13 protein-coding genes and 1 pseudogene are annotated in these 15,265 nt (G+C 70.0%); 6 read left to right on the top strand and 8 right to left on the bottom strand.

All coding sequences use genetic code 11. The features are described 5' to 3' along the window. Nucleotides 1-16: 16 nt before the first annotated feature. The 3 genes from P0R32_RS10475 (at nt 17) to P0R32_RS10485 (ending at nt 3,115) form a co-directional block, all read left to right on the top strand. Entirely contained in the window at nt 17-964 is a 948-nt protein-coding gene (locus P0R32_RS10475) for a DUF7551 domain-containing protein (RefSeq protein WP_276236914.1), read from the top strand. A gap of 139 nt (nt 965-1,103) precedes the next feature. Continuing rightward, nucleotides 1,104-2,252 (top strand): FecCD family ABC transporter permease, encoded by a 1,149-nt coding sequence (locus P0R32_RS10480; RefSeq protein WP_276236915.1) that lies wholly within the window; start codon nt 1,104-1,106, stop codon nt 2,250-2,252. Continuing rightward, nucleotides 2,249-3,115 carry an ABC transporter ATP-binding protein gene (locus P0R32_RS10485; RefSeq protein ID WP_276236916.1) on the top strand — a complete coding sequence of 289 codons (867 nt, stop codon included), beginning with the start codon at nt 2,249-2,251 and terminating at the stop codon, nt 3,113-3,115. The genes P0R32_RS10480 and P0R32_RS10485 overlap by 4 nt, the downstream gene beginning before the upstream one ends. A gap of 71 nt (nt 3,116-3,186) precedes the next feature. On the opposite strand, the gene P0R32_RS10490 is transcribed toward P0R32_RS10485, so the two are convergent. Beyond that, complete coding sequence (locus P0R32_RS10490) at nt 3,187-4,425, bottom strand: sensor histidine kinase (RefSeq protein WP_276236917.1); 1,239 nt, start codon at nt 4,423-4,425, stop codon at nt 3,187-3,189. Nucleotides 4,426-4,539: 114 nt separating this feature from the next. On the opposite strand from P0R32_RS10490, the gene P0R32_RS10495 reads away from it, so the two are divergent. From P0R32_RS10495 to coaBC, 3 genes are all read left to right on the top strand, one after another. After that, on the top strand, nt 4,540-6,477 hold the full coding sequence (locus P0R32_RS10495) for an ABC transporter ATP-binding protein (protein ID WP_276236918.1): 1,938 nt from the start codon (nt 4,540-4,542) through the stop codon (nt 6,475-6,477). 54 nt (nt 6,478-6,531) lie between these two features. Continuing rightward, nucleotides 6,532-7,353, top strand: a complete 822-nt coding sequence (locus P0R32_RS10500; protein ID WP_276236919.1) for an NAD(P)/FAD-dependent oxidoreductase — start codon at nt 6,532-6,534, stop codon at nt 7,351-7,353. A gap of 78 nt (nt 7,354-7,431) precedes the next feature. After that, complete coding sequence (coaBC, locus tag P0R32_RS10505) at nt 7,432-8,619, top strand: bifunctional phosphopantothenoylcysteine decarboxylase/phosphopantothenate--cysteine ligase CoaBC (RefSeq protein ID WP_276236920.1); 1,188 nt, start codon at nt 7,432-7,434, stop codon at nt 8,617-8,619. A 30-nt stretch (nt 8,620-8,649) separates the two neighbouring features. Here the strand turns inward: coaBC and mnhG are convergent, their stop codons facing one another. From mnhG to mbhE, 7 genes and pseudogenes are all read right to left on the bottom strand, one after another. Beyond that, nucleotides 8,650-9,048 carry a monovalent cation/H(+) antiporter subunit G gene (gene mnhG, locus P0R32_RS10510; protein ID WP_276236921.1) on the bottom strand — a complete coding sequence of 133 codons (399 nt, stop codon included), beginning with the start codon at nt 9,046-9,048 and terminating at the stop codon, nt 8,650-8,652. A 2-nt stretch (nt 9,049-9,050) separates the two neighbouring features. Continuing rightward, a complete protein-coding gene (locus P0R32_RS10515; RefSeq protein ID WP_276236922.1) occupies nt 9,051-9,347 on the bottom strand; it encodes an MrpF/PhaF family protein in 297 nt (98 codons plus the stop codon). After that, a complete protein-coding gene (locus tag P0R32_RS10520; RefSeq protein WP_276239393.1) occupies nt 9,344-9,892 on the bottom strand; it encodes a Na+/H+ antiporter subunit E in 549 nt (182 codons plus the stop codon). The genes P0R32_RS10515 and P0R32_RS10520 overlap by 4 nt, the downstream gene beginning before the upstream one ends. Then, nucleotides 9,889-11,643 carry a complex I subunit 5 family protein gene (locus P0R32_RS10525; protein WP_276236923.1) on the bottom strand — a complete coding sequence of 585 codons (1,755 nt, stop codon included), beginning with the start codon at nt 11,641-11,643 and terminating at the stop codon, nt 9,889-9,891. The genes P0R32_RS10520 and P0R32_RS10525 overlap by 4 nt, the downstream gene beginning before the upstream one ends. Before the next feature lie 137 nt (nt 11,644-11,780). Then, a pseudogene (locus P0R32_RS10530) lies at nt 11,781-12,086 on the bottom strand (sodium:proton antiporter); the annotation flags it as partial. Beyond that, entirely contained in the window at nt 12,083-12,643 is a 561-nt protein-coding gene (locus tag P0R32_RS10535) for an MnhB domain-containing protein (protein ID WP_276236925.1), read from the bottom strand. The gene P0R32_RS10535 and the pseudogene P0R32_RS10530, both read right to left, overlap by 4 nt. Beyond that, nucleotides 12,640-15,177 (bottom strand): hydrogen gas-evolving membrane-bound hydrogenase subunit E, encoded by a 2,538-nt coding sequence (mbhE, locus tag P0R32_RS10540; RefSeq protein WP_390219419.1) that lies wholly within the window; start codon nt 15,175-15,177, stop codon nt 12,640-12,642. Before mbhE ends, P0R32_RS10535 begins: the two co-directional genes overlap by 4 nt. Nucleotides 15,178-15,265: the final 88 nt, after the last annotated feature.

Genomic DNA, 15,265 nt, shown 5'->3' on the forward strand with positions numbered 1-15,265 from the left:
CCACCACGCACGACCGATGATCGGCACCACACTCGGCGACCTCCGTCGCCACATCGACTCGCTCGCCGACCCGACCGGCGCGTACCGCATCTGCTGTGGGCGCACCGGTGAGCGACCGGTCCCGGTCGCCGGGCTGGCGTTCACCGACCGCGAGACCGCTCGGGCCGCGATCCGGTGCGGCGAGCAGTACCGAGCGGCGCTGCGTCGGTACGACCCGCAGGTGCCGGTGTACGACCTCGTCGCCGTGGAGTGCCCCGACGGGTCGCTCCCGACGACGCCCTTCAGCCAGGCGCGGGTGCCGGCTGGTGCGACGGGCACGACGATGCCCGAAGACGCGGCTGGCGACGGGTCTTCCGCCTCAACGGACCGGAGTCACCTCCCCGACTCCGCGATCGACCTCTGTCACACCGTCGCCGGCGCCGTGTTCGAAGCGATCGCCGACTCGCCGTACGCGACGTTGCAGGACGCGATCATGGACGAGTACCTCGCGGCGGCGGAGAGGGTAGACGAGCCGGACGAACTGTGTCTCCAGCTGCTGGACAGCATCGCGGTCGAACTCGACACGCGCCTCGACGACGACGAGACCGCGCGACTGCTCCGTGCTGCTGGCAGGCGACTGTCGGCCAGAGAGCCACCCGCTCAGCGTGACCCCGTGACGGCGATCCTCGACCGACTCCAGTCGGCCGGGATGCTCGGCTCGTACGCGGTGTCGACACCGCGGGTCGACCTCGACCAGACGGCGGGACGGTGGCGGGTCGAGGTGGACGGCTACGCGCTCGCGGACCACGAGGATGATCGGCTGGTCACGCTCCCGGTGTCCGTCGCGCTGTTCGGCCGAGCGTCGGTCCGCTCGGCGGCGATCACCAACGTGACGCGGCCCACCTCGGAGCGGTGGCGACTGACGGCCGCGACGAACCCGTCGGGCGGCCCGTCCGGCCTGACTCGCGTCCACCCGGCGAGCTGATCCGGTCTGGGGTCAGGTGCATCCTCGACGGATCGCTTCGACGCGCGGCGCCCCTCCCCGCTGCTTCGACCCACCGCTTCGACACGCTTTTTACTGTCTTAGGCGAGCCTAAAACGTATGATCGGAACTGGTGATCGCCGTGGCCAGTGAGACCGGCGAGACGGTCAGGGAGTTTGACAGCCCCCTGTCGTGGATCGACTCCTCGCTCGTGACGGTCGCGCTCGTGAGTACGGCCATCGTCGTCGCCTCGGGCCTCGTGCAGGTGAGCTTCGGCGCGTTCACGATGTCCGTCGGCACCGCGTGGGCCGCCGTGTTCGACCCTCTCGTGTGGACGAACCCGCAGGTGCTCTTGCGACTGTTCCTCGGTGAGGGCCTCGGCAACGCGGTCGCAGCCGCCGTCGGCCTATCGACGGCGGCGGTCGACCTCCCGAAGGAGACGCTGATTGTCTGGCAGATTCGGATGCCGCGGGTGCTCGTCGGTGTACTCGTCGGCGCGAACTTGGCGGTGTCGGGCGCGGTGTTCCAGGCGGTGACCCGCAACGAACTCGCATCGCCGTTCATCCTCGGCGTCTCGGCGGGGGCGGGGCTCGCCATCCTCCTGTCGCTCGTCGTGTTCTCCGGACTGGCGGCGTTTCTCCCGCTCATCGCCGCCGGCGGTGGCGCGGTCGCGTTCCTCCTCGTGTACGCCATCGCGTGGAAGGGCGGCACCGACCCCGTGCGACTCGTCCTCGCGGGCGTCATCGTCTCGACGGTGTTCGGCTCGCTCCAGACGGGGCTGTTCTTCTTCGCCGACGACCTCGGCGTGGTCCAGTCGGCGTTGGCGTGGACGACGGGGTCGCTCACCGGCGTCGACTGGGAGCAGGTGCGGATGTCGCTCCCGTGGACGCTCGTCGCAGTCCCGCTGACGCTGGTCGGTGCGCGGCAGTTGAACGTCCTCTTGCTCGGCGAGCGAACCGCACGCTCGCTCGGGATGTCGGTCGAGCGCGTCCGGTTCGCGCTGTCGGCGGTGGCGGTGTTGGCGGCGGGGACGGCAATCGCCGTCGCCGGTATCGTCGGTTTCGTCGGGCTCATCGTCCCGCACATGGTGCGCCAACTCGTCGGCTCCGACTACAAGCGTCTCGTCGTCGCGTGCGTGTTCGCGGGCCCCGCGCTCGTCACGCTCGCCGACGTGGGCGCTCGCCTCGCGCTCTCGCCCGCACAGCTCCCGGTCGGCATCGTCACCGGCCTGATCGGCGGGCCGTACTTCCTCTACCTGATGCGACGCCAGGAGGGGTTGGGGGGACTATGAGCGCGGACGACGACGCGTCTCCGACCGACGAGACAGCGGACGCCCGAAACACCGCCTCTCCCGGCATCTCCATCGAGGAGGTGGCGCTCTCGTACGGCGGCGACCCGGTCGTCGAGGCCGAACGCCTGGACGTGCCAGCCGGCGAGATAACGGCGCTCGTCGGGCCGAACGGGAGCGGGAAGTCGACACTGCTGAAGGCGATGAACGCGGAGCTGTCGCCCGACCGTGGCGTCGTCGCCTTCGACGGCGCAGCCGTGGAGTCGTACGAGACCGGCGAACTCGCCCGACGACTCGGGCTCCTCTCGCAGGACCACGCCGCCCCCGAGTCGACGACCGTCCGGGAACTGGCCACGCACGGGCGCTACCCCCACCGCGGCTTCTTCGAGGGGTTGCGCGAGGCCGACTACCGCGCGGTCGACCGTGCCATCGAGCGCGTCGGCGTCGAGCACCTCGCCGACCGGCCGGTCGGCGGACTCTCGGGGGGGCAAGCGCAGTTGGCGTGGCTCGCGATGGTGCTCGCACAGGAGACGGACGCGCTGTTGCTCGACGAACCGACGACGTACCTCGACTTGCACCACCAACTGCGCGTGCTCGATGCGGTCCGGGAGCTCAACGCCGACCACGGCGTCACGGTGTGTGTCGTCCTCCACGACATCGGGCAGGCCGCGCGCTTCGCGGACAACCTGATCGCGCTGAAGGACGGCGAGCCGTACGAGTGGGGACCGCCAGACGAGGTCGTGACCGAGGAGCTCCTCCGGGAGGTGTTCGGCGTGGTCGCCGACGTGGGCTTCGGTCCCGAGGGTCCCACGGTGACTCCCCGCCGGCCCGTGTCAGAAGTGGAAGACGAGAGCGCGGCAGACTGACGGGCCCACCCACGAACGGACTCCCAAACTGCCCCGTCGTGGGGAGATCGTCCTGGGGTTGAGATGTGGGCTTAGGAGTCCACGAGCACGTCGAAGCGCGCGCCGCCGGCGCTGCTCTCGCCGGCATCCACCCGCCACCCGTGGGCCTCCACGACCTGCTGGACGATGGTGAGCCCGATGCCCGTCCCGCCGGCGTCACCGGAGCAGCCGCGGGCGAACAAGTCGTCCGTGTCGCCCGGGAGCCCGACGCCGTCGTCGGCGACGTAGAAGCCGTCGCCGTCCGCTCGCGCCCCGACGACGACGTGCACGTCGGCACCGCCGTGTTCGACCGCGTTGCGAAAGAGGTTCGAGAGGGCGTCGAACAGGCGGTTCTCGTCGGCCTCGACGCGCCCGGGCGCGTCGACGTCCAGCGTCGCGGCGCCGGTGTCGACGGCGTCCCACGCGGTCCACGCGAGGCCGTCGAGCGAGACGGGTGCGACCTCGCCGATGTCGCGACCGGCCCGCGCGAGGCCGAGGACGGTGTCGATGATCCCGTCCATCCGTTGGGCCGCTCGACGTGCCCGGTCGAAATGGGCGGTCTCGGACGTCTCTTCCGCCAGATCGACTGATCCGAGCACCACGTTCAGGGGATTGCGAAGGTCGTGGGAGACGACCGAGGCGAACTGCTCTAGCCGCTCGTTTTGGGCGGCCAGCCGGCGCTCGCGTTCGACTCTTGCCAGCGCGTTGGCGATCAACTCCGCCAACGAGCGGACGAGGACGACTTCGTGGTCGGTCCACCGCTCCCGGCTGCCGCAGCCGGCGAACGAGAGGACGCCCCACAGTTCCCAGTCTCGCACGACCGGCACCGCGAGCACGCTCTCGACGCCGTCGGCTCGGAGCCGTTCGGTCCCCGGCGGGACGTGCGTGGCGTCGTCGGAGAGCTGCGCGAGGCGGACGGCGCCTTCGTCGAGGACCTGCGAGATGAGCGGACCGACGCCCGCCTCCTCGTCGACCCACTTCTCGACGAAGCTGTCGCCCGCTCGACTCCAGGAACTGACCAACTCGTAGTCCGCCTCGGGAGCCTCGTTGTCGCTCCCGTCTGCCACTTCAGCGACGTCTCCATACACCGCGGCGTGCTCCGCTTCGAGGCCCGTAGCGACGGAGCTGAGGGTCCACCGAAGCTTCGCGTCCAGTTCGTCCGGGTTCGCAGAGGTGAGCGTCGTCGACGCGTCCACCACCAGCGCCTGCAGGTCGGCGTGGCGGGCCAGGTCGCCGCCGGCGTCCCCAATCGTCGCCGGATCCGACGTGTCCGACCCGGCGGCACCGTTCATACCCGAACTGCTTGCAGGAGACGTTTAGGAATAGCTATCGGAGTATCAGTGCTGAGTCCGCGGCGGCGTCCGGGACCGGTCCGAATAAGTCGCCGGCACCGGTTTCGATTCGTAATGAGTGTCGAGGAGGAGAGCGCGTTCGACGTGTACCGTGACCGCGTCGAGCGCCCCCTCTACCGCCTGTTCACCGAGTACGGACTCGACAAGTGGCCGTGGCTGGTGCTCGGGATGACGGCGAACGTCATCGCCCGCGGGGCGAGTCTCCTCCCGCCGCTGGTGTTGGGGGTCGCCATCGACGCCGCCTTCACCGGCGACGAGCCGTACACGCTTCCCCTGGTGCCGGCGGCGTGGCTCCCGACGACCGCACCCGACGAGGCACAGTTCTGGTTCTCGGTGTGGCTCATCGTCGGCGCGTTCGCGGTCACCGCGGCGCTGACGTGGGTGTACGGCATCTCGGCGAACAACTTCGCCCACCGCGTGATGCACGACGTGCGGACGGACTCGTACGCCAAGATGCAGGACCTGTCGATGGCGTTCTTCGACGACAAACAGACCGGCGAGGTGATGTCCGTCCTCAACAACGACGCCACGAACCTGGAACGCTTCCTCGACGACGCGCTCCAAAACTCCGTCCGTCTCGGCGTGATGCTGCTGGGCATCGGCATCGTCCTGTTCGACGCCAACGCACAGTTGGCGGCGGTCACGCTCGTCGTCGTGCCGGGGATGGTGCTGTTCACCTACTGGTTCATGAAAGCGGTCGAACCCCGCTACGCCGCCCAACGGGAGGCGGTTGCGGACCTGAACACCCGGCTCGAGAACGCCCTCGGCGGGATCCAACTGGTGAAGACGACCGGGACGGAGGCGTACGAGACCGAGCGCGTCGAGGACACCTCCTACGACTACTTCCAGAAGACGCTCGCGATGCTCCGGCTCAACTACGTGTACCGACCCGGGATGGAACTGTTCGCGGGCATCGCGTTCGCGACGACGTTCCTCGTCGGCGGGCTGTGGATCGTGACTGGCACCGCACCTGGCCCGCTGACCGGCGAGTTGAGCGCCGGGACGTTCGTCACGTTCCTGTTCCTCACCCAGCGGTTCGTCACGCCGCTGGCGGAGGTGTCGAACATCGTCTCGCAGTACGAGAACGCGAAGGCCTCCTGTGAGCGCGTGTTCGGTCTCCAGGACATCCCGCGTGAGGTGACAGAGGTCGCGGACCCGGTCGACCTCGGCGACGTGGCGGGCGCGGTCGAGTACGACCACGTCGACTTCGCCTACGAGGACGGCGGCGAGACGGTGCTCCGGGACGTGGACTTCGCGGTCGACCCCGGCGAGACGGTCGCGCTCGTCGGGCCGACAGGCGCCGGTAAGTCGACGCTCCTGAAACTGCTCCTCAGACTGTACGACGTGACCGGGGGTGCGGTCCGCGTCGACGGCCACGACGTGCGCGAGGTGAGCCTCCGCTCACTGCGCTCGGCGGTCGGCTACGTCAGCCAGGACACGTACCTGTTCGACGGCACCGTCGCGGAGAACATCCGGTACGGGCGGTTCGACGCGGACCGCGACGAGGTCGTCGCGGCGGCGAAGGCGGCGGAGGCCCACGAGTTCATCGAGAACCTGCCGGACGGCTACGACACCCGGATCGGCGAGCGCGGCGTGAAGCTGTCGGGCGGCCAGCGCCAACGGCTCTCCATCGCGCGCGTCGTGCTCCAAGACCCGGACGTGCTCGTGCTCGACGAGGCGACCAGTGCGGTCGACACGGAGACGGAGATGCTCATCCAGCGGAGCCTCGACCGGCTCGCCGAGGACCGCACCACCTTCGTCATCGCTCACCGCCTCTCGACGGTGAAAAGCGCCGACGAGGTGCTCGTGTTGGAGGGCGGCGAGGTCGTCGAGCGCGGCGGCCACGACGAGTTGTTGCGGGCGGACGGGCTGTACGCGAAGTTGTGGGGCGTACAGGCCGGTGAGATCGAGTCGTTGCCCGAGGAGTTCGTCCAGCGGGCGCGCGAGCGACAGGCAGAGACGCTGGCGGGGACGGGGCCGTCGACCGACTGAGCGACGGCGCCGGCTTTCGCACCATTCTTGCCCGCCGCCGACCTGCCGCCGGATATGACCGACACCGTCCTCGACACCGAGTGCGAGTACGACGCGCTCGTCGTCGGTGGGGGCGTCGCCGGGCTCACTGCGGCGACGTTCCTCGCGCGTGCGGACCTCGCGACGCTGGTCGTCGCCGGCGACGAGTCGATCCTGCGACGCAACGCCCACCTCGAGAACGTGCCCGGGTTCCCCGCAGGCGTGAACCCGCGGTTGTTCGCCAACATGCTCCGCGAGCAGGCCGAGCGCAACGGCGCCGAGATCCGTTCGGGGCACGTCGAGGGGGTCACTGGCGAGGCGGGCGCGTTCACCGCCGCCGTCGACGACGGGAATGCCGTCACCGCCGCCCGCGTCGTGGCCGCCTCGTGGGCCGACGCCGACTACCTCGACGGCCTCGGTGTCGCCGTCCGCGACGCCGGGAGCAAGCGCTACGTCGAAGACCACGACCTCGGGCGCACCTCCGTCGACGGCGTGTACGCCGCTGGCCGGATCGCCGAACGCTACCACCAGGCGGTCGTCGCCGCGGGGCACGCTGCCGAGGCCGCGATCACCCTGCTCCACGACGCCGACGTGCCGTTCTACCACGACTGGGTGGTGCCTGAGGGCTACTTCACCGACCGCGGGCGGGAGGTGCCGCCCGGGTGTGAGGAGATCACCGCGAGCGAACAGGAACGCCGCGCGGTCGAGTCGCGCGAGACGATGCGCGCGTTCTTCGAGGAGGCCCACGCCGACCGCCAGCGCACCCACCCGAGCCTCGTCGACGACGACCTCGGACGCGTCGACCCCGAGTGGTACGAGACCGGCGGCGGCGGGGAGGCGGTCGACGGAGACGACTGACGAGCGAGGGGTGGGGTCGCCTTGCTTCACTGGCGGACCGCGAGGATTTACCACCCGTACCGCCCAACCGACGCGTCAATGAGCGATCTTCTCGCCGACACCAACGTCGCGCTCGGCGTCTCCGGCTCTATCGCGGCGGTGAAAGTCGTCGAACTGGCGCACGAACTCCGCCGCCACGGCGCGAGCGTCCGCGCAGTGATGACGGGCGCCGCCACCGGTATCGTCCACCCGTGGGCCGTCGAGTTCGCGACCGAGCACGACGTGGTCACCGAGATCACCGGGCGCGTCGAACACGTCGAGTTGTGCGGTCGCGACGGCTGGGCGGACGTGCTCTTGCTCGCCCCGACCACTGCGAACACGGTCGGGAAGGTCGCCGCCGCCGTCGACGACACGCCGGTCACGACGTGCGTGACGACCGCACTCGGCGCCGGGGTGCCCGTGGTGTGTGCCCCCGCGATGCACGAACCCATGTACGACCACCCGGGCGTCCTCGACGCCATCGACCGCGTCGAGTCGTGGGGCGTCGAGTTCGTCGACCCGCGGATCGAGGAGGGGAAAGCGAAAATCGCGACCGAGGACGCCATCGTCACTGGGGTCGCACGCGCCGCCGGCGAGCGCCCCCTGGAGGGGAAGCGCGTCGTCGTCACCTCCGGGGCGACGAGCGAGTCGGTCGACACCGTCCGGGTGCTCACCTCGCGGGCGTCGGGCCGAACGGGTCGGGCGGTCGCTCGCGCGCTCGCCGCTCGCGGGGCCGACGTGACGCTCCTGCACGACGCGAGCGCCGCGGGCGAGGCCGGCGACCCGCCGTGGGCGGACGTCGTCGACGTTGAGTCGGCAGCGGAGATGACCGACGCCGCTGTCGAGGCGTGCGCCGACGCCGACGCACTCGTCTCGGCTGCGGCCATCTCCGACTACACTGTCGAGGCGGCGGGCGAGAAGATCCGCTCGGGCAAGGAGTCGCTGACGCTGGAACTCACGCCGACGCCGAAACTGCTCGACACCGTCCGCGCCGAGTACCCCGACCTCACGCTCGTGGGGTTCAAAGCCGAGAGCGAAGGCGACGAGGACGCGCTCGTCGAGCGCGCCCGACAGACGCTGGAGCGTGTTAACCTCGCGTTCGTCGTCGCCAACGACGCCAGCGTGATGGGTGCCGCCGAGACGCGGGCGCTGGTCGTCCGCGACGACTCGGTCGGCGAAGTCGCCGGCGAGAAACTGGATCTTGGGCTGCGCGTCGCCGACGAACTCGCGTCGGATCTGTCCGAGTGACTGCGCGAGGGAGCGAGGCGTCCGCGGGCGTCAGTCGTCCGCGTTCTCGCTTCCGTCCGCTGGCTGTTCCGGCTGCTCGTCGATGCGGCCGGGCCAGTTGACGCCGTCCTCGAACTCGATGCCCATCCGCTGAGCGGCCCGCGAGATCATGTGGCCGCCGGTCGGCGCCGTCAGGAACAAGAACAGCACCGTGACGAGTGCCTTCAGGCCGGCGCCGCCCGGGCCGAAGTACGCCCAGGCGGCCAGTGCGATACCGGAGGCTCCCAGCGTCGTCGCCTTCGAGGTGGCGTGGAGGCGGTTGTACACGTTCGGGAGTCGCAGCAGGCCGACCGTCCCCACGAGGAGGAAGAACGACCCGACGACGACCAGCGTGACGACGACGAGCGAGACGAGCACGCCCGGCGGCGAGGTTGCGATTGTTCCAGCCATGGTTACTCGATGATGTCCCCCTCGGTCACGTACCGAGCCACGGTGATGGTGCTGATGAAGCCGATGATCGCGAGCACGAGCGCCACGTCGAGGAACAGGCCGAGCCCCTCGATCATGGCGTACAGCGCCGCGATGGCGACGACGTTCGTCGCGATCACGTCGAGCGCGACGACGCGGTCGGGCGTCGTCGGCCCCGTGATGACGCGGTACCCGACCGCGAGGGTGAGCAGTGCCGCCAACACGAGCGCACCCTGCAACACGAGCGGGAGCACGCCCCCGAGCGCGGACGCCTCGGTCATCGGTCGCCCCCGTCGGTCCGCGGTTCCGGCACCGGGTCGCCGGGTTTGAGCGGTTCGTTGAAGATGACGAGCGCGTAGTCCTCCCACGTCCGGATCGGGTCGAGGATGTCGGTGCCCGAGAGACTGTGCACGTACAGGCTGTTTGCGTCTGCGTCGTAGTCCATGGTCAGCGTCCCCGGCGTCAGGGTGATCGAGTTCGCGATGGTCGTCACGGCGGCGTCCGACTCCACCCGCAGCGGCACCTCCACGACCGCCGGGTCGATGGGGAGCGAGGGGGAGACGACGACGCGCGCGACCGAGAGGTTCGCCACGAGCAGTTCGCGCACGAACGCGGCGAGGTACAGTAGAACGTACGGCACCACCCGGACGCTGCGCGCGACGGGCGGTCCTTGGTAGAAGTGACGGATGGCGTACGCGAGCGGGAGGCTCACGAGGAGGCCGATCAGCGCCTCCTCGGCGAGTCTGACAGGCGTCAACTCGACGCCGCGGACGAATATCCACAGCACGGTGAACACCAACGCGTTCGTGATCCAGCGACGCATCAGAGCTCACCCCCGTCGAACGCGTCGAGGCTGTGACTCCCGCCGGAGCTACCGTCGCCCCCGCCGTAGTCGGTGCCCGGGTCGACCGGATCGACGGCCTCGACGTAGCCGGTCGTGTCGGTCGCGGCCTGCGCGGCGTCGGTCGCCGCGTCGACGACGAACTCCGCGCCGATGCCGAAGCCGACCAGCGCCACCGCCAGCACGACGACGACCGTCACCTGCACGACGAGCGCGCGGTCGGTGACGACCGAGGGGCCGCCGTCCGCGATGGCGTTCCCCTCGCCCGTGTACCGGCTCCGCCCCCACCGTTCGGGGATGACGGTCGCCACCGTCTCGGACGCCTCGCCCCAGAAGATCGCGTTCCACCCGCGGGTGATGTACGCGATGGTGAGGATCGCACCCGCGAGCATCGTCACGGCGACGAGCCAGCCGGCGGGGACCCCGACGGCCACACCCTCCGCGACGGTCCGGAACACGAGCAGTTTGCCGAAGAAGCCGATGAGCGGCGGCACGCCCACCAGCGAGAGGCCCCCGAGCAGGAAGCCCGTCGCGAGGATCGGCGCCCGCCGCGCCAGTCCGCCGAGGCGGGCGAAGTCGGTCGTCCCCACGGCGGAGTGGAGCGTGCCGGACGCGAGGAACAGCGCCGGCTTCGCGAGCGCGTGGTTGAACGAGTACACCAGCGCCGCCGCGACGCCGAGCACCGCGACGGTCGTCTCCGCCCCCGCGAGCGTCGTCGTCGCGGACGGCACCGCCATCGCCACGCCCAGCGGGAGTGCGATGAACCCCACCTGCCCGATGCTGGAGAACGCCAGCAGGCCGTCGACGTCCTCGCGCCCCACCGCGCCGATGCCGCCGTACACGATGGACGCGCACGCCAGCAGGACGAGCACCGGTCCGACGTAGCCGAACGTGGAGCCGTTCACGTAGGCGGCGCCGCCGAACACGGTGAAGAACAGCCGGATGATGGCGTACACGCCGACCTTCTTCACGACGCCCGCGAGCACCGCCGTCACCGGCGCCGGCGCCGCGCGGTACGCGGACGGCACCCAGAAGTGGAACGGCACTATGCCGGCCTTCACGGCGAACACCGCCAGCAGGAGCGATCCGAGTCCGAGCGTCGGCGCCAGCGCGACGCCGTACGCAGCCGGGTCGGCGAGTCGCCGGGCCATGTCCGCCATGTTGAGCGTCCCGGTCGTCGCGTACAGGCCACCGATGGCGACGAGCATCAGCGCCGACGCCAGCAAGTTGAGCACGACGTAGCCGAGCGCCGCGCGGGTGTGCTCGCGCCCCGAGTAGAAGAGGACGAGCACGTAGCTGGACATGAGCATCACCTCGAACCACACGAAGAGGTTGAACACGTCGCCGGTGAGGAACGCCCCCGAGACACCGGCGACCATGAAGTGGAACAGCGGGTGGTACGAGAGCAGCTGTCCCTCCTCGCCGACGTAGACGACCGAGTAGACGGCCGCCGCGAGCACGACGGGGCCAGCGAGCGCGAGCATGAACGCCGACAGCGAGTCGGCGACGAGCGCGATACCGAACGGCGCGTTCCAGTTGGAGACGCCGTACGTCAGCGTCGTCCCGCCACCCGACAGCACCACGCGGTCGAACACTGCAATTGTAGCGACGAGGTACGCCGTCGCGCCCGCGAGGCTGACCCCCTTCTCAACGTGCCCGTCGAAGCGGGCCAACAGCGCGACAATCGCCGTCACCAGTGCGACCAGCACCGGTGCGACGACGATCTGATCGGTCATCGCTCGACACCTCCGTCCGTCACCGTCGGCTCCTCCGTGTCATCGGTTCCATCGTCGTGTGTCGGTTCCGCGTCGGTCCCGCCGGCGGTCGTCCCGCCGTCTGCGGCGGTCCGATCGGCCTCCGCGAGCGCGCGGGTGTCGATCGTCCCGTGTTCTTCGTACACGCGGTAGGTGAGCACCAGCGCCAGCGCCGTCGTCCCGAAGCCGATGACGATGGCGGTGAGCACCAGCGCCTGTACCAGCGGGTCCGTCGGGGTCGACTCCTCGAACGCGCCGATCGGCGCGCCCCCGGACAGCCCACCCATCGTGATCAGGTAGACGTTGGCCGCCTGTGAGATGATCGAGACGCCCCAGACGACGCGAACCACGTCGCGCCGGAGGACGAGGAACGTCCCCAGCGCGAACAGTAGGCCGAGCGTCGCCGCGAGCACTACTTGCGTCATTCGTACCCCACCTCCCCGAGCACCGTGAGCAGGCCACCCACGACCGCGAGGTACACCCCGAGGTCGAACGCGAACGCCGACGCCAACTCGAAGTTCCCGTACAGCGGGACGCCCTCCAAGAAGAGGACCGCCTGTGTGAGGAACGGGAGTCCGGCGACCACCGGCACCAGGCCGCTCCCCGCCGCGAGCGCGAGGCCACCGGCGAACAGCCACCGGTACTGCTCGACGGCAGCGTGGGTCCCGTCGTTCGGGTCGTCGATGCCCAAGAGTTCGTCTTGCAGGTAGTCCAAGCCGAAGATGACGTACACGAGCACGAACGCCGTCACCGTGAGCACAGCGCCGATGAACCCGCCACCGGGGCGGTTGTGCCCCTGGAACAGCAGGCCAATCGCCGTCACGAGGATGATCGGGACGACGACGCGGACGACCGTCCGCGCGATGACGGTGGTGTGGCGGTCGTAGCTCGGGTGGTTCGACCCGTTCGACGCCTGGTCGGAGACCGCCTCCGACGAGTCGGCTGCGTGCGCCTCGGACGCGCGGTCGGCGTTGTCGCTCATCGCGCCTCACCCCGCTCGCGCATGCGAACCAGTGTGAGCACGGCCAGCGCCGCCATCGCGACGACGGAGATTTCGCCCAGCGTGTCGAACGCCCGGAGGTCGACGAGGATGACGTTCACGATGTTGTAGCCGCCACCGTAGTCGACGAACAGGCCGACGTGCTCGCCGGGCGGGAGCCCCGCTCGAGCGATCAGCCCGTCGGCGATGGTGTCGGGCGACGCCGCCGTCGACACCAGCACCGTGACCGCGACCGTGAGGCCGACGGCGCCGGCGACGACCGCGTCGCGCGCGACTGTCAGGCGTTCGCTCTCGCCGTACCACGCCGGCAGTCGGTCGAGCACCAGCAGGAAGATGACGAGCACGAGCGTCTCGACGGTCAACTGGGTGAGCGCCAGGTCGGGGGCGTCCGCGAGGACGTAGAACACCGCGACCATGAACCCGAGGATGGACAGCGTCAGGACGCCCGCCACGTGCGACGGGGCGTCGGTGACGGCGACCGCACCGACGATAGCCACGGCGAGCACGACGCCGACCGCGACGGTCGTCGACGCGGGCACCGCGAGCGACGGCAGGCCGACGCCGGTGGCGACGTACGCGCCCACGGTGAGCGCACACGAGGCCAGCAGGGCCCACGCCGCGTACGTGCGAACGAGCCCGTTCTGGACGCGCGGGACGACCGCCTTCGAGGTCGCGGTCAGCCCTTCGACGCCGTTGTCGTACCACCAGTTCGCCCGCACCGGGCCGGTCAACACCGCCCGAACCGCGTCGTGGATGCGGTCGTACTGCGGCCACAGGAGCGCGCCCACGCCGATGGTGATGGCGCTCATCACCACCGCGGGCTTCAGCGTCGTCGGCAGGCCGATGCTGAACGAGTGCGCCTCGCCGGGCACCGTCGAGCCGAACGCGTCACCGACGATGGCGTTCACGGCGATCATCGGGTCGACGGAGATGATCCCGACGACGACTGCGAGGATGGCGGGCGGCACGATCATCGCCAGCGGCGGCGAGTGGACGTGGCCCAACTCCTCGTTGCGGTCGCCGAGGAACAGCGAGAGGAACTTGATCGAGTAGAGGAACGTGAACACCGACCCGAGCACGGCGACGACGGGGAACGCCCACGTCAGCCCGCCGACCTCGTGGGCGAACTCGTACGTCGCCTCGAACAGCAGTTCCTTGGAGTAGAACCCGTTGAACGGCGGGATGCCAGCCATCGACAGCGACGCCGCCGCCGCGATCACCGCGGTGACGGGGAGGTCGTGGCGGAGCCCCCGGAGCCGTTCGATCTTGCGGGTGCCGGCTTCGTGGGCGATGATCCCCGCGACGAGGAACAGCGCCGCCTTGAACGACGCGTGGTTGAGGATGTGGAACGCGCCCGCCTCTGCGCCGTACGTGTTGGCGACGCCGAAGCCGGCGACGATGAGCCCGAGGTGGGAGGCCGTCGAGTACGCGAGCAGTTCCTTGATGTCGGTCGCACCCACCGCGAGCACGGCGGCGACGGTCATCGTGAGCAGCCCCAACGTCGTGAACACCGCCGTCCACTCGGGGACCGTCGTGATGGTCGCCTCGGCGGTCGCGGCGGCAGCCGACCCGGCGGCGCCCGCCGCCTGGACGCCGGCCTCCGCGGCGGCGAACTCTTCGAGGAAGAACGGGCGGAAGCGCCCGACGAGGTAGACGCCGGCCTTCACCATCGTCGCGGAGTGGAGGAACGCCGACACCGGGGTCGGTGCCTCCATCGCGTTCGGGAGCCACACGTGGAACGGCACCTGCGCGGACTTCGTCGCCGCGCCGACCCCGAGCAAGAGCAGCGTCGGGAGGAACAGCCCAGCCGTCCGCAGGGTCTCGACGACGCCCGTCGCGTCGGCGGTGAGCGACCCCTCGCCGACGATGAGGGTGGTGTCGCCCGCCCACGCGAACAGGAGGAAGCCGACCAGCATGAACAGACCGCCGGCGACGGTGATGAGCATCGACTTGCGCGCGGCGTACTGGGAGTCGGCCTCGCTGGTGTAGTGGCCGATGAGCAGGAACGACGAGAGGCTCGTCAGCTCCCAGAACGTGAACAGCGCGAACAGGTCCGCCGCGAGCGCGACGCCGAGCATCGAGCCCATGAACGCCAGCAGCGTCGCGTAATACTTCGCCTGCCCAGGCTCGCCGTGCATGTACCCACCAGAGTAGGTGAGGATCAGCACGCCGACGCCGGAGGCGAGAAACGAGATCAACAGCGCCAGCCCGTCGACGTAGAAGGCCAGCGAGATGCCGAGCGACGGCACCCACTCGGCGGTCGCCAGCCCGTGTGCACCGGTGAGGTACAGACGGGTGACGAGCCCGAGACAGACGGCCGCCACCGCGGCCGCATAGTACGCCGTGCGCTCCCCCAGCACCCGATACACGAGCGGGGTGATGGCGGCTCCCAGGAACGGGAGGAACACCACGGCGAGAACGGTTTCCAGCACACGCGGACGCTGGGCTGTCGCGGACTTAGGTGTTGCCGAATCGGCCGCACGAGCCGCGGTTTCACGCCCCTGTGGTCGACTCATTCGACGCGCGACACGTCACCAGGACGGCTTCGGTCTCCAGCCGGCTACGACTCGACTAACCGACGCGCAACGGGCGGCTACCAATGTG

The sequence above is a fragment of the Halobaculum marinum genome (assembly GCF_029338555.1).
GTDB lineage: Archaea > Halobacteriota > Halobacteria > Halobacteriales > Haloferacaceae > Halobaculum > Halobaculum marinum.

Bases quoted from the DNA above. Each gene is read 5' to 3' on its own strand.
- P0R32_RS10515 (WP_276236922.1), bottom strand. From the start codon at position 9,347: ATGACCGAGGCGTCCGCGCTCGGGGGCGTGCTCCCGCTCGTGTTGCAG.
- P0R32_RS10485 (WP_276236916.1), top strand. From the start codon at position 2,249: ATGAGCGCGGACGACGACGCGTCTCCGACCGACGAGACAGCGGACGCC.
- coaBC (WP_276236920.1), top strand. From the start codon at position 7,432: ATGAGCGATCTTCTCGCCGACACCAACGTCGCGCTCGGCGTCTCCGGC.
- P0R32_RS10495 (WP_276236918.1), top strand. From the start codon at position 4,540: ATGAGTGTCGAGGAGGAGAGCGCGTTCGACGTGTACCGTGACCGCGTC.
- P0R32_RS10525 (WP_276236923.1), bottom strand. From the start codon at position 11,643: ATGACCGATCAGATCGTCGTCGCACCGGTGCTGGTCGCACTGGTGACG.
- P0R32_RS10500 (WP_276236919.1), top strand. From the start codon at position 6,532: ATGACCGACACCGTCCTCGACACCGAGTGCGAGTACGACGCGCTCGTC.
- P0R32_RS10535 (WP_276236925.1), bottom strand. From the start codon at position 12,643: ATGAGCGACAACGCCGACCGCGCGTCCGAGGCGCACGCAGCCGACTCG.
- P0R32_RS10475 (WP_276236914.1), top strand. From the start codon at position 17: ATGATCGGCACCACACTCGGCGACCTCCGTCGCCACATCGACTCGCTC.
- mnhG (WP_276236921.1), bottom strand. From the start codon at position 9,048: ATGGCTGGAACAATCGCAACCTCGCCGCCGGGCGTGCTCGTCTCGCTC.
- mbhE (WP_390219419.1), bottom strand. From the start codon at position 15,177: ATGAGTCGACCACAGGGGCGTGAAACCGCGGCTCGTGCGGCCGATTCG.
- P0R32_RS10490 (WP_276236917.1), bottom strand. From the start codon at position 4,425: ATGAACGGTGCCGCCGGGTCGGACACGTCGGATCCGGCGACGATTGGG.